At 63.4% G+C, this 14,127-nt stretch carries 12 protein-coding genes and 1 pseudogene; 9 read left to right on the top strand and 4 right to left on the bottom strand.

The annotated features are described in order from the left end of the window. Positions 1-50: 50 nt before the first annotated feature. The 4 genes and pseudogenes from VG320_RS06935 to VG320_RS06920 form a co-directional block, all read left to right on the top strand. Positions 51-398, top strand: a pseudogene (locus VG320_RS06935) (LysE family translocator); the annotation flags it as partial. Positions 399-619: 221 nt separating this feature from the next. Continuing rightward, positions 620-886 (top strand): FeoA family protein, encoded by a 267-nt coding sequence (locus VG320_RS06930; RefSeq protein ID WP_327199391.1) that lies wholly within the window; start codon positions 620-622, stop codon positions 884-886. Further along, complete coding sequence (feoB, locus tag VG320_RS06925; RefSeq protein WP_327199390.1) at positions 883-2,736, top strand: ferrous iron transporter B; 1,854 nt, start codon at positions 883-885, stop codon at positions 2,734-2,736. The genes VG320_RS06930 and feoB overlap by 4 nt, the downstream gene beginning before the upstream one ends. After that, positions 2,733-3,023: a DUF6587 family protein gene (locus tag VG320_RS06920; protein WP_327199389.1), complete on the top strand. Its 291-nt coding sequence runs from the start codon at positions 2,733-2,735 to the stop codon at positions 3,021-3,023. The genes feoB and VG320_RS06920 overlap by 4 nt, the downstream gene beginning before the upstream one ends. Positions 3,024-3,100: 77 nt before the next feature. Here the strand turns inward: VG320_RS06920 and VG320_RS06915 are convergent, their stop codons facing one another. The 4 genes from VG320_RS06915 to VG320_RS06900 form a co-directional block, all read right to left on the bottom strand. Then, positions 3,101-4,513, bottom strand: a complete 1,413-nt coding sequence (locus VG320_RS06915) for a gamma-aminobutyraldehyde dehydrogenase (protein ID WP_327199420.1) — start codon at positions 4,511-4,513, stop codon at positions 3,101-3,103. Between the two features lie 74 nt (positions 4,514-4,587). Further along, a complete protein-coding gene (locus VG320_RS06910; RefSeq protein ID WP_327199388.1) occupies positions 4,588-5,631 on the bottom strand; it encodes a DUF3445 domain-containing protein in 1,044 nt (347 codons plus the stop codon). A gap of 8 nt (positions 5,632-5,639) precedes the next feature. Then, positions 5,640-6,602: a PDR/VanB family oxidoreductase gene (locus tag VG320_RS06905; protein ID WP_327199387.1), complete on the bottom strand. Its 963-nt coding sequence runs from the start codon at positions 6,600-6,602 to the stop codon at positions 5,640-5,642. Further along, positions 6,599-7,210 (bottom strand): dimethylamine monooxygenase subunit DmmA family protein, encoded by a 612-nt coding sequence (locus VG320_RS06900; protein WP_327199386.1) that lies wholly within the window; start codon positions 7,208-7,210, stop codon positions 6,599-6,601. Before VG320_RS06900 ends, VG320_RS06905 begins: the two co-directional genes overlap by 4 nt. A gap of 206 nt (positions 7,211-7,416) precedes the next feature. Between VG320_RS06900 and VG320_RS06895 the strand changes: the two genes are divergently transcribed. The 5 genes from VG320_RS06895 to VG320_RS06875 all read left to right on the top strand — a co-directional run bounded on the left by VG320_RS06895 (position 7,417) and on the right by VG320_RS06875 (position 14,122). Further along, complete coding sequence (locus VG320_RS06895) at positions 7,417-8,583, top strand: PAS domain-containing protein (RefSeq protein WP_327199385.1); 1,167 nt, start codon at positions 7,417-7,419, stop codon at positions 8,581-8,583. Continuing rightward, a complete protein-coding gene (locus VG320_RS06890) occupies positions 8,580-10,013 on the top strand; it encodes a sigma-54 interaction domain-containing protein (protein ID WP_327199384.1) in 1,434 nt (477 codons plus the stop codon). Before VG320_RS06895 ends, VG320_RS06890 begins: the two co-directional genes overlap by 4 nt. Before the next feature lie 281 nt (positions 10,014-10,294). Further along, positions 10,295-11,845 carry an APC family permease gene (locus tag VG320_RS06885; protein ID WP_327199383.1) on the top strand — a complete coding sequence of 517 codons (1,551 nt, stop codon included), beginning with the start codon at positions 10,295-10,297 and terminating at the stop codon, positions 11,843-11,845. 198 nt (positions 11,846-12,043) lie between these two features. Continuing rightward, the gene (locus VG320_RS06880; protein WP_327199382.1) at positions 12,044-13,186 is read left to right on the top strand and encodes a porin; all 1,143 of its coding nucleotides are present in this window, start codon (positions 12,044-12,046) and stop codon (positions 13,184-13,186) included. A gap of 222 nt (positions 13,187-13,408) precedes the next feature. After that, entirely contained in the window at positions 13,409-14,122 is a 714-nt protein-coding gene (locus tag VG320_RS06875; RefSeq protein WP_327199381.1) for a CDP-diacylglycerol diphosphatase, read from the top strand. Positions 14,123-14,127: the final 5 nt, after the last annotated feature.

The following is a 14,127-nucleotide window of genomic DNA, read 5'->3' as shown; positions in this document are numbered from 1 at the left end:
ACTGATATCCCTTTTGCCTCAACGACAAAAGGGATCGCCATGCCCCGAAACCGCAAGCCGCAGCGCCCCAGAAAGTTCGGCACGCGCTTTCGCCAGGAAGAATTTTTACCCAGGGACTCCTGACGAATATCCTGAACCCGAAAATGGCGCTATTTGTACTCGCGCTGTTTCCGCAGTTCGTCCGCCTGCAGGACGGCAACATCGCGGGCCAGATCCTCATCCTCGCCACCGTGCTGAATCTGATCGGCCTGTGCGTGAATGGCGCGGTCATTCTCTGCGCCAGCCATGTCGCGCGCCGCCTGGGAGCGCGCCATCAGCCATCGCGCTGGCCGCAATATCTGCTGGGTTCCGTATTCGCGGGCCTCGCGCTGCGCCTCGCTTGCGCCAATCGAAATTAACCGGCTTGTCATCCATGCCCGCCGCAATCGGCAAGCGGGCAAACGGTGCGCGCACTACTGCGACAAAACCGCGCACCGCCTCCCCTCAAATCCTTCTCCAAGCGCTCTATTTCCAGCCACCGCAGCGCTGAATCAAGGCGCGCGTGTCCGTTTGAACCCCCTCCGTCACACATCGCCGCTACAATGAGAACAGTTCTCATTTCATAAAACAACGAATCCCCATGCGGCTGACCGACCTAACCAAAGGCGCGACTGCCTTTGTCGAGCGCGTCGAAGACGCCTCTACACGCGACCCCATCGCACAACGCCTGCGCGATCTCGGCTTCGTGCCCGGCGAACCGGTGCGCATCGTGGCCCGCGCGCCATGGAGCGCCGACCCGCTGCTCGTGCAGATCGGCTCCACGCGCTTCGCGCTGCGCCGCGCCGAAGCGGCACGTGTAAATGTAAGCATCGAACGCGACGAACTCGTTGCGGGAGCAACGAAATGAGTCAGCTACCGCTGCGCGTCGCCCTCGTCGGCAATCCCAATTGCGGCAAGACCGCGCTCTTCAACCTGCTCACCGGCGCGCGCCAGAAAGTCGCGAACTATGCGGGCGTGACCGTCGAGCGCAAGGAAGGCCGCTTCTCCACGCCCTCGGGCCGCAAGATCCAGTTGCTCGATCTGCCCGGGGCCTACAGCTTCGATTCGGCCAGCCCCGACGAACGCGTCACGCACGACGTGCTGATGGGCCGCTATCCCGGCGAAGCGATTCCCGATCTCGTGGTCTGCGTGGCAGACGCGACGAATCTGCGCCTGCATTTGCGCTTCGTACTCGAAGTCAAACGCATGGGCCGCCCGGTCGTGCTTGCGCTCAACATGATGGACGCCGCGAAGCGCCGCGGCATCACCGTCGATGTGCCGAAACTCGCGCGCGCGCTCGGCATGCCCGTGGTCGAAACGGTCGCCGTGCGGCGCAACGGCGCGCAGCCGCTCATCGAATTAATCGATGGCGTCGATATCAGCACCGCGCTCGCGCCTGACGCCGATGGCGCGGCAATCGACGCAGGCGGCGATCTGCACGCCACCGTGCGCGCCATCCTCGCCGATGCCGTGACGATGCCGCGCGCCACCGACGCCCGCGACGACGCCATCGACAGCGTCGCGTTGCATCCGGTGCTCGGCCCGCTGATCCTGGCCGTGGTGATGTTCCTCGTTTTCCAGGCGGTGTACTCGCTCGGCAAGCCGCTGACCGACTCGATCGGCGATGGCTTCGACTGGCTTGGCGGCATCGCGGGTGCATGGCTGCCCGACGGCCCGCTGCGCAGCCTGCTGACCGACGGCCTGCTCACGGGTCTTGGCACCGTGCTGGGCTTTTTGCCCGAAATTCTGGTGCTGTTCTTCTTCATCCTCGTGCTTGAGGAGTCGGGCTATCTGCCGCGTGCGGCCTTTCTGCTCGACCGCATGATGGTGTCGGTCGGCCTCACGGGGCGCTCGTTCATCCCGCTGCTGTCGAGCTTTGCCTGTGCGATTCCCGGCGTGATGGGCACGCGCAGCATCTCCGATCCACGCGACCGGCTGGCCACGATTCTCGTCGCGCCGCTGATGACCTGTTCCGCGCGCCTGCCGGTGTACGCGCTGCTGATCAGCGCGTTCATCCCGCATCGCATGGTGTTCGGCATCTTCAATCTGCAAGGGCTGGTGCTGTTTGCGCTTTACGTCGCGGGCATCGCGGGCGCGATGGCGGTGGGCTGGGTCATGAAGCATCTGCGCCGCGACCGCACGGAACATGCCTTGCTGATGGAATTGCCTTCGTACCGCGTGCCTCGCGCGCGCGACGTGGCGATCGGCCTGTGGGAGCGCTGCACGATCTTTCTCAAGCGGCTTACCGGCATCATCCTCGCGCTGACCGTCATCATGTGGTTCGTGTCGACGTTCCCCTCGCCGCCTGCAGGCGCGACCGGACCGGCCATCGACTACACCATCGCGGGTTATCTGGGGCGCGCGTTGCAATGGCCGTTTGCGCCACTCGGCTTTAACTGGCAGATGAGTCTCGCGCTGATTCCGGCGTTTGCCGCGCGCGAAACCGCCGTGGCCGCGCTAGCAACGGTCTATGCCGTAGCGGGTGGCGACAGCGACGTCGCAGCGCTCGGTCATACGCTCGCGCAGAACTTCTCCGTGGCGAGCGCGCTTTCGCTGATGGTGTGGTTCGCGTTCGCGCCGCAATGCATGTCGACGCTCGCCGTGATTCGCCGCGAGACGCGCTCGTGGCGAGCCGTAGTGGTGTCGTTCGGCTATATGTTCGTGGTGGCGTATGCGGCTTCGTTCATCACGTACCAGGCTGCGAGGTATTTTCTGTGAGCACGAATCTTCTGCTGCAATATGCGGTGATCGCGCTGCTCGTCGCGGTGAGCTTCTGGACCGCACTGCGCAAGGTCGCGCCTAAAACGACTTCGCGCATGCAGGCTGGTATGGCGGCTACGCTGTTGCGCTCACAACGAAATGCATTTGCGCAACGCGTGGGTCGCTGGCTCCAACCCAAAGGCGCGACGGGCGATTGCGGCGACGGTTGCGGCACCTGTGGCACCTGCGGGCCGACTGACGCGCCTGCCGGGAAAACGGTGACGTTTCATCCGCCGCGCAAATAAGGTCAGTGCGCCTGAACGAAAAAAACGGCCCACCAGATCAACTGGTGGGCCGTTTCACTTCACACGCTGTGTTGCGTTCAGTGACGAATCATCACGTGACGCGCAACGGTATAGTCTTCGAGCGCATACGCCGACATATCCTTGCCATAGCCCGAACGCTTGAAGCCGCCATGCGGCATCTCGCTCACGAGCATGAAGTGCGTATTGACCCACGTGCAGCCATATTGCAGACGTGAGGCAAACTGCATCGCCGTGCCCACGTCCTTCGTCCAAACCGAACTCGCCAGACCATATTCCGAGTCGTTGGCGTATTCGAGCGCCTGTTCGGCGTCGCGCACCGGCGTGATCGACACGACCGGCCCGAACACTTCGCGCTGTACGATCTCGTCGGTCTGACGCGCACCGGCAATCACAGTCGGCTCAAAGAAGTAACCGCGCTCGCCCCACGCACGGCCGCCGGCAACCACTTCGATATGCGCATTGTCGCGCGCGCGATCGACGAAGCCCGCCACACGCTCACGCTGGCGCGCCGAAATCAGCGGCCCCATCTCCACGCCTTCGTCGCGTTGCTCGCCAAGCTTGATGGTCTTGACCGCAGCCGCGAGATCGGCAACCAATCGTTCGTACACCTTCTGATCGGCATAAATCCGGCACGCTGCCGTGCAGTCCTGACCCGCGTTATAAAAGCCGAACGTGCGGATGCCTTCGACCACCGAGGCGATATCCGCATCGCCCAGTACGATTACCGGCGCCTTGCCGCCCAGTTCCAGATGCGTGCGCTTCACGGTCTGCGCCGCGCTCTGCATGATCTTCTGCCCGGTGCCCACGTCGCCGGTGATCGACACCAGACGGATATGGCGATGCGCGGACAGCGGCGCGCCCACGCTCTCGCCGCGCCCAGTAACGATGTTGAGCACGCCACGCGGGAACAGATCGACGGCGGCTTCGGCCAGCAGCAGCGCCGTGAGCGGCGTGAGTTCCGAACTCTTGAGCACGACGGTATTGCCCGCCGCGAGCGCAGGGCCGATCTTCCACGCCGCCATCATCAGCGGATAGTTCCAGGGCGCGATGCCGGCAACCGCGCCCAGCGGATCGCGGCGAATCATGCTCGTGTGACCGGCGAGATATTCGCCCGCCGCCAGCCCATGCTGCGTGCGCGCGGCGCCCGCGAAATAGCGCAGGACGTCGGCGATCGCCGGGATTTCATCGTTGAGCACGGCCTGATACGGCTTGCCGCAATTGAGCGATTCGAGGTTCGCGAAGCGCTCGGCGTTACGTTCGATACGGCTGGCGAGTTCGATCAGCGCTTCGGCGCGCTCGCGCGGCGTGGTGGCCGCCCACGCGGGAAACGCGGCATGCGCGGCGGCAACCGCCTGTTCGACCTGCGCCGCGGATGCCTCCGAGATCTCGCACAACGGCAGCCCCGTGGCCGCGTTGTAGACGGCGTCGGCCGGGCCCTCGCCCGCCACCAGCTGGCCGTCGATAAGCAGACGCGACGGCAGTTCCTGTTTGATCGTCATGATGTCCTTGTTCCTGTTTTCGTGGAAAACTTTCGTGGATAAATTCAGTCGATGCCATTGCCAGGCGACGTCGGCGCACCGTCGTCGTATTGCGCGAGAAAATCCACCATCGTCTGGTGATAGAGCGAAAAGCCTTTATAGTCGATCAAATTCTGGTTGAGTGATTTAAGCACGCGATGCGTGCGGCGCGCCCACTTGGGGATCGTCACGAGTTCGTCGAGGCTCAGGAAATACGTGCGCACCGGAAACACAATCGCATTGCTGCGCGGCAGCCGGTGCAGCGGCTGCAACTCCAGCCGCATATGCACTTTACTGCCAACGTTTTCGGGCGTCACCGTCAGGCGGTCGGGCGCCCATTCGTGCAGCGTCTCCGCCGAGGTTTCCAGACGCGGATTGACCGTGAGCGTCCAGTTCAAACGGCGCACCGGGTGGCCCGTGCGCAAACGCTTGAGGAATTTCAGCGCGCGGTCGAGCACGCCGGTTTCCTGAATCAGCGGCACCGGGCCATGCCATTCCGACCAGCTCATGCCCAGATTGAAACGCAGCGAATAATCGGCGCGCTCCGTGGCCATGCCGGCCGATTTATAGAGCGAATCGTCGCGATCGTCCACCACGATCCATTCGCCTTGCGCCTGGCGCGTTGCGTACTCCATCGGCTCATACGGCAGCGTAGCCGGATCGCCAAACGTGAAGGTATCGCGCAGACCCATCAGGCGGTTTTCCCACGTCCAGCGCGAGCCTTCGCGGATCAGGGTGAAATGCTCGGGATAATCGCGCGCATACGATTCGAAAATCAGTTCCAGCAAATCCCATTGCGCCTGCATCGTATGCGGCAGCGACGCGTAGTGCATGCCCGGATTGTTCTCCAGCGCAATCGCGCGCTCGCGCATTTCCGTGAGGTAATGCTCGTCGATATCGAAGGCCGCGCGCAGCACACCGTCTCCGGTCGGCACGTGCGGTTCGAGATTCATCGAATAGGCGTACTCATCTTCGAAGTACGGGAACGGGAAGCGGCGAATGCTCTCTTCGCTGTTGCGAAACGCGTAAGGCGGGCGGAAGCTGCCTTCCTGCTTGAATACGGTGGTCATGGCTTTTCCTAGAGATCGAGAACGAGTTTGCGGCAGCTCGCGCGCGACACGCACGGCATGATGCGGTCATTGCAGACGCGCTGTTCGGGCGAAAGCCAGTCGTCGCGGTGTTCGATTTCGCCGTCGAGGGCGAGCACGCCGGTTTCGCAATGGCCGCATGCGCCACCCCGGCACAGATAGGGAATATCGACGCCCGCAGCCTCGATCGCTTCGAGCAGGCTCATCTCGGGCGCGACCGTGATATGCACGTCGCTGCGCTGCAGATAAGCGTCGAACTGCACGCCACCGGTCTGCTCGACGAACTTCTCGTAGTGCACGTGACTGTCGGCCCAGCCCGCGTCACGCGCGGCGTCCAGCACCGCGTCGATCATCGCCTGCGGTCCGCACACGTAGACGTGCGTGCCGAGCGGCTGCGCGCCCAGCACCTGCGCGAAGTCGATCGTTTCGCCCGCAACGTCGTGGTAGACGCGCACATCGCCATCCGGCAGATCGGGCAGAAAGCGCGCCATGCGCGCATGCGCCTCATCGCGCACGCCGTAGTGCAGTTCGAACGGCACCTTGCTCTGCCGCAGATCCTGCAACTGCGAAACGAACGGCGTGATGCCCACGCCGCCCGCAAACAGGATGTGCTTGCGCGCAAGCGCATTGAGCGCGAAGTTGTTGATGGGCGGCGTGATACGCAGCGTGTCGCCCACTTTCAGCTCGTGCATGCGGCGCGAGCCGCCGCGCCCGTTGTCCTGGCGGCGAACGCCGATTTCATAGCGGCGCGTGTCGAAGGGCGAACTCATCAGCGAATAGGCGTTGCGATACACGATCTCGCCATTGGGAATGAGCGTGAGCACGTGGCTGCCGCCCGAGAAACCGGGCAGCGGCGCGCCGTCCTCGGCTTCGAGCGAAAACACGCGGATCAGCGGCGTGACATCCTCCACCGCACGGATCACGACTCCAATGCTGCCTGCCTGCGTACTCATGTATCCAGTTCCTCGTCGGGTTGTGCGGCGCCGGTCTGCTCGGCATCGAACTTGACGCCCATGAACGCGGCCATGCGCGTGGAGTAGTGATCGCGCACGATCAGATCGAGCCCGCAACCACCGCAGCGAAACACGCGGCGTGTGACGTCTTCATTGCGCGCATCGCAATGCACGCACCACACGCGGCGCACGAAGGTGCCGTTGTGCTCGCGCTTCACTTCATCGCGATTGAGGTTGAATTCGGAGGCCACCTGCATGGTGTTGCCGATAAAGCTCTCCGAACCCGACAGATAGAGCCGCAGCCCCATATGCGCGGCGTCGAGCGTGTTGCGCAGGCCGTCGACCAGCGCAGCGTTGCTCACGAATACGCCGAGTTCGTCGGCACATTCGCGCTCCAGTTCGGCAAGATGGCTCACGCCCGAAAACGACTGCGTGGAATACATCACGCGGATGCGCGAAGCGGGCGTGCCGCCTTGTTTCAGTTCGCGCAACAGGCGCAGCATGGCGGCGCCGCCTCCGCCCTGCCCGACCACGAGATGCACCGTGCCGCGTTCGAACGGCGTGAGCGTCTCGTAGACCGGGCGGCTCTTGATCCCAGTGATCAACATGGTTGGTGCCTCCTCCGGTTACTGCATCGGCCACCGCACTGGCGTCGGCGGTTGTGTGTGCAACGATGCTGCAATCGATAAAGCCAGATCCGTGCCAGCGCCATAGAACCCATGTTTTACGGCTGTCTGCCGTAGTTAACCCTGATTGCCGGGGTTTTTTGGCGCTGCAAATATGCAGCATTCTTTTTTTCTGCAGCACGCAATTCATGTTGAGAGAGCTTCCGTTCGTCGCGTTCGAGATCGCCCCGGACGGCACCGTCGCCGAGTACAGCGAACTGGCGGCGCGACTGGTGGGCTACGGCCGCATCTGGCGCGGCTGCCCCATCGAAATCCCCTTCGACCCCGATAGTTGCGCACGCATCCGTTTGCGCCTGGACGCCGTGCGCAGCGCCAACAGCAACGATTACGAGCCGCCCGTGCGCCTCGTCGCGCTCGATCGCGACGGCCGTACGGTGCCCATCGACATGCAGCTGGTCGGCTTCAGCTCGCGCCAGCACCTGCGCGCGCGCCTGTTCGTCTACGAGACCACGCGCCCCGAACTGCTGATGGGCGCGCTGATCGACCATACGGAAGTGCTGCGCGGCTTTATCGAAACCTCCAGCGAGCCGATGTGGGGCATCGAGTTCGACGAACCCGTCGATCTGCGCGGCACCGAGGACGACATCGTGCGCCAGGTGTTCGTCAACGAATGCCACTGGATCTTCTGCAATGTGGCGCTGCATCGACTCTATGAACTGCCCGAGGGCGAGGACATGCGCGACAAGCCGGTGGCCGCGCATTTCCCGCGCAACGCACAGAACGAGTCGTTCGTGCGCCAGCTCGCGCGCAGCGATTTCAACGTCGAGCGCAGCCTCACGGTCGATCTGAAGCACGACGGCACGGCCACCTATGTGGAAAACAACGTGCGCGGCCATATCGAATGCGGCCGCCTGCATCGCATGTGGGGCACGCTGCGCGACGTGACCGAATCGCGCCGCGAGCGCGAGCAGATCGTGCGCCAGACCGAACTCGTGCATCGCGTGCTGGCCGCGCTGCCAGTCGCCGTGGTGGTGGTCGATCGCGAGGCGCGCATCACGGGCGTCAATCCTGCCGCCGAAGCGCTGCTGGGCGCGGGCGCGGTCGAACTGCTCGATACCGCGCTGGACGCGCGTATTCAACTCACCGATGAAACCCTCAAGCGCCGCTGGTTCAACGGCGAGCCACACGAAGGCGATGCGGAAATCCATTTGCAATCGGGCCTTGTGATTGGCTGCAACCTGCGCATCGCCCCGGTCGACAACGAATTGAGCGAATTGTTCGTCATCAGCGTCGTGCCGGTCGCGAGCACGCATGCACGCCGCCGCCAGGCGCTCTTTCACCGGGGACGCTCGTGAGATTCGCCCAGACCCCGCTCGACGCGCGCCGCCCCTTCAATGCGGCCGATATCCCCAGCTTTCTCGGCGATCCGCGCTGGGAAGCGATCTGCGATCTGATCCCCGAAGGCGTGACCGTGGTGGATGCAGGCGGACTCGTGACCTATATGAATACGTCCGCGGAAAGCCTCAATGAATTGCGCAAGGCCGAATGGATCGGGCGCAGCTTCGAGGATTTCATCGAGGAATCGTGTCTGCGTTGCGACGCTTTGCGTAGCGCCTGGCGCGGCGCGCAACGCCTGCCCGATACGGCCGTGCGCGCCGGCGAGCGGATGGTGTCGATCTCCGCGCGGCCCTTGCGTGACAGCCAGGGATTGCCGTGCGGCTATCTGTTCTTCCAGCGCAAGCTCAGCTCGCCCGCGACGGCGCAAAACGCGCCGCTGCGCGAGAGCGGCGAGCGTCCGCTATTCGCGGCATCGGCGCTGTGGGACGAGGCGTACCGCATCGGCCTGCGCGCGATCGACATGAATAGCCGCGTGCTGTTGCTCGGCGAATCGGGCGTCGGCAAGACCGAACTCGCGCGCCAGTTGCATACGAATTCGACCCGACGCCATGGCCATTTCATTCACGTCAGTTGCGCGGGCATTCCCGAATCGCTATTTGAATCGGAGATGTTCGGCTATGACCGTGGCTCGTTTACCGGCGCGCTCAGCAAGGGCAAGGCGGGACTGATCGAAGCCGCCGACGGCGGCACGCTGTTTCTCGACGAAATCGGCGAAATGCCGCTGGCGCTACAGGCCAAACTGCTCGTCGTGCTTGAATCGGGCCGCGTTCACCGGCTGGGTTCGACGCAGCCGAAAACAGTGGATATCCGCGTGATTGCGGCCACCAATCGCGATCTCGAACAACTGGTCGCCGAGGGCAAATTTCGCAGCGATCTTTACTACCGCCTGAGCGTCATCACGCTGTCTCTGCCGCCTTTGCGTGAACAGAAGATGTTGATTGGGCCGTTGCTCGATTATTTCGTCGCGGCGGCGGGCGTGCGGCGCGGCAAGCCATTTGCACTGGCGGCGGAATGCCGGCCCTTGCTCGAAGCGCACGGCTTTCCGGGCAATGTGCGCGAGTTGCAGAATCTCGTCGAATATCTGGCCGTTGTTTGCGATGAAGTCGCGCAGATCAGACATTTGCCGCGGCACGTGGGACTGATGCGCGCGACAGCGCGCAACGACGTTGCGGCGCAGACCGAAGCGAGTGCACTAGCAGCACAGCCACGACCGTCGCATGCGACGAATCCCGAAGGCGCGAGCCTCAAGAGCCTCGTCCGTGAATTCGAAAACGGCCTGATTGCCGATGCCATCACGCGTTACGGCAGCAAGCGCAAGGCCGCCGAAATGCTGCAAACCGATATCGCCACGATCGTGCGCAAAAGCAAGCTCGCTAATCCGGTATGAAATCGCAGCGTGAATTCAGCAGACGAATCACCTGCGAGCGCTGCATAAATTCATCACCGGGCCATCAAACGCTGCCGACGCGCAGCACCCTTGCGCCCACAACCAACCGAAACACCATATCGAATAAGGCTTTGCGCATTTTTATGCGCGCCATTCGCGTGTTGGTATGAAACCTGCATTAAACGTCCTCGCGACCCGGAGCGCTCCGGCGCATCGAGCGAAAAAGAGCCGCGCCTTGCCGCTTCGAAAAGGCGCGCGACGACATGACATGAGGACAGACAATGAACCATCCCCATCCCTCTCCCCACGAGGATGACGATCTCGCGCAACTGAAAGCGCTCGGCTATACGTCGAATTTCGACCGGTCGATGAGCCTCTGGGAAAACTTCTCGCTTGGCTTTACGTATCTCTCGCCGGTGGTCGGCGTGTACACGGTGTTTCAGTTCGCGTTTTCGGCAGGCGGGCCGCCGATGTTCTGGACGTATCTGCTGGTCGGCCTCGGTCAGTTGCTGGTGGCACTCGTGTTCGGCGAGATCGTCTCGCAGTTTCCGATCGCCGGTGGCCTTTATCCGTGGGCGCGCCGCCTCGTCGGCAAGCGCTGGGCGTGGATGGCGGGATGGATCTATCTTTGGGCGCTGTTTTCGACCGTTGCGGCTGTGGCGGTGGGCGGCGCGCCTTATCTCGTGCAGTTGCTGGGACTGCCGCCCAATCACACGCTGGAAATTCTGGTCGCCGTTGCGATGATTGCGGTCACAACGATTCTCAATCTGAGCGGTACGCGTCTGCTCGCACGGGTGGCCATGTTCGGCTTCATTTGCGAATTGATCGGCGCCGTGGTGGTGGGCGCATATCTGCTGTTCTTCGCGCGCCTGCATAACCTGAGCTTCCTGTTCGACACGATGCATCTGGGCAATGGCGCGAGCTATCTGCCCGCCTTCCTCGCCTCGAGCGTGGCGGCCATGTTCGCGTACTACGGCTTCGAGGCCTGCGGTGACGTCGCGGAAGAAACGCCCGACCCGGGCCGCGCAATTCCAAAGGCCATGCGCATGACGATCTATATCGGCGGCGCGGCGGCCATGCTGGTGTGCCTCGCGCTCGTGCTCGCGCTGCCCGATCCGCAAGCGGCGATCAGCGGCAAGGACGCCGATCCGGTTGCCAGCACTCTGCGTCATGCCCTGGGCGAAGGCGGCTTTCGCGCTGTGATCGCCGTGGTGCTGGTGTCGTTCTTCTCGTGCCTGCTGAGCCTGCAGGCAGCAACCAGCCGCCTGATTTTCGCGTACAGCCGCGACCAGATGATCTTCGCCTCGCGTCATCTCGCGGTGCTCTCGCCGAATACGCATGTGCCCACGCGCGCGCTGTTCGTCGCAGGCGTGGTGCCGGCGCTCGTCGCCCTGCTCGGGCTCTTCCTTGACGACGCGGTGAAAACCATCATCGTGTTCGGGTCGGCGGGGATCTATATCGCGTTCCAGTCGATCGTGCTCGCGGCACTGATCGCACGCGCGCGCGGCTGGAAGCCGGCGGGCAAGTTCCGCCTGGGCGCGTGGGCGTGGCCCGTGAATCTGGCGGCCTTCGCTTACGGCGTGTCGGCCATCGTCAACATGATGTGGCCGCGCTCGCCCGACGATCCGTGGTATCTGAACTACGGCATGATCTTCACGACGGCCCTGGTGATTGCAGCCGGCCTGATCTACATGATCGCTGGCCGCCCCTATGCACACGGCACCGCCGCAGCGGGCGATGCCCATCTGCTGCACCTGAAGAATCCGCGCGCACAAGCCGCGCTCGATCAGGACGACGCCCAGCACGCGACGCGCTCGCAACTGCAAAGCTGATACGGGCAACTCGCTGATGCGGCGCGGCGGATACGAACACCGCGCCGCCTCCCACTCTTCGACTGGAAACACCATGCGACGACTTCACGCCGCGCTGCGCGCGTGCGTCCACGGCTGCGTGTTCGCCTGGACGATTTACGGCACGGGTGTGCCCTGCCGCTCCTGAACCTGCGCGCTCGACTCATTAGAACGAACATCATGCAACGCAAACACCTTCTGATTGCCGCGTCTTTCATGTGCGTATGCACATACGCAGCGGCGCAAAGCAGCGTCACCCTCTACGGCGTACTCGACGACGGCATCAACTACACCTCGAATTCGGGCGGCCACGCTGCGTGGCAAATGGCCAGCGGCGATCTCGCCGTGAGCCGATGGGGCCTGAAAGGCAGCGAGGATCTGGGCGGCGGCCTGCACGCCGTCTTCGATCTCGACAGCGGCTTCAATCTGCCTTCGGGCCAGGCCGGCTACGATGGCCGACTGTTTGGTTACCAGGCTTATGTGGGCCTGCAGTCGGACCAATACGGCACGCTCACGTTCGGCCGCCAGTTCGACTCCGTCGCCGATACGGTCGCGCTGCTCACTGCCAATGGCAGTTGGGCCGGCTTTCTGTTTTCGCATCCGCTCGACAACGACAACACCGATGCGACTTACCACGCGAACAACGCCGTCAAATTCACCAGCGCGACATACGGCGGACTCACGGCCACGGCGCTCTATGGCTTCAGCAATCAGGCCGGCAGTTTCGCGCAGAACCGCATCTTCAGCGCGGGCGTGAATTACACATGGCAGACGCTGACGGTTTCCGCCGTCTATGCCGATCTTGGCGCGCCGGGAAGCAATGCCTCAGGATCGATCGCCGCCGACGACATCGGCTTTTCCGCGGCAAATCAGAAAACCTGGGGCGTGGGCGCGAGTTATGGCATCGGCCACGCAACCGTGGCGGCCGTGTACACGCATGCGAACGTGCAAAAGGCGCGCGAATCGATCTACACCGGCGATCTGGGCCTGGCCGAAGATGCGGGTCTACGCTTCGACAATATCGAGCTGAACGCACGCTATAACGTGACACCTGCGCTGATGCTCGGCGGCATGTACACGTACACGCGCGCCACGCTTGCGCAGAACGGCAACCAGGCGTCGCTGCACTGGAATCAGTTTGGACTGATGGCGCAATACGCGTTGTCGGTACGCACTTCGCTTTACGCGCAAACGGTCTATCAGAAGGCGTCGGGCGGCAACACCGGCAGCGCGCTCGACTTCGCCTATATTCCGGGCGCGGCGGGTCTGGCGTCCGGTTCCAGCCAGGTGGTTGCGCGCGTGGGCATCAATCACGCGTTCTGATCCATGGCAACGGCGCGCGCTTGCAGCGTCATGCGGCCTCAAGCGCGCGTCACAGAGTTTCGGCTACACTCCCCGCAGCAAGGCAAGCCCGCGCGGCGTCGCGCGGTTCTCACCTCATTCGCCCTTTCTGCGCCGATGTCCCTACCCCGTCACGCTGCCGCTGCATTTTCGTCCCACCGCCGGTTCGCATCGCTCGCCGCCACATGCGGCTCTGCGCTGATTGTGGCGCTCGCCGTCACGGGCTGCGTGCGGCTTTCCACTTTCGACCCCAACGGTCTCTGGAAGGTCGTCGGCGAACAGTGCGTGCCGAATGCTCGGGACAAGGGCCAACCCGGTCCGTGCACCACGGTCGACTTCCAGAAGCGCTATGCGGTGCTCAAGGACATCAGCGGCCGCGCGCAATATCTGCTGATTCCCACCGACCGCGTCTCCGGCATCGAAAGCCCCGATATTCTCTACGCGGGTTCGCCCGAATACTGGGCCGGCGCGTGGTCGGCAGGACGCTACGTGGGCGACAAGCTCAAGATGACGCTTGCGCCCACGCAACTGGGCCTCGAAATCAACTCGTCCCAACAGCGTTCGCAGAACCAGTTGCATATTCACGTCGATTGCATGCGCAACGATATCGCCGATGCACTCGCGCCTTATCGGCACGACGCGCCGGGTTCATGGCGCACTGCCACGCTCGACGGCAAGCGCTATCGCGTCACGCGCGTGACGAGCCTGACCGACAGCAACAATCCATTCCGCGTGGTCGAGCGCGACCTCGGCCCGCAGCAGGCCATGGCCACACAGACGATCCTCGTAACCGGAGCCGGTGCCGACACGGCACGCGACGGTTGGCTCGTCGTCAACAGCGCCCAGGATAGGGAAGGCGGAACGGGCACCGCAGAGGGCCTGCTCGACCATTCCTGCGCGCTGGCCAGGACGCAATAACGCTT

The sequence above is a fragment of the Paraburkholderia sp. genome (assembly GCF_035948235.1).
Classification (GTDB): domain Bacteria; phylum Pseudomonadota; class Gammaproteobacteria; order Burkholderiales; family Burkholderiaceae; genus Paraburkholderia.
This window is presented reverse-complemented; position numbering and strand designations above follow the sequence as displayed.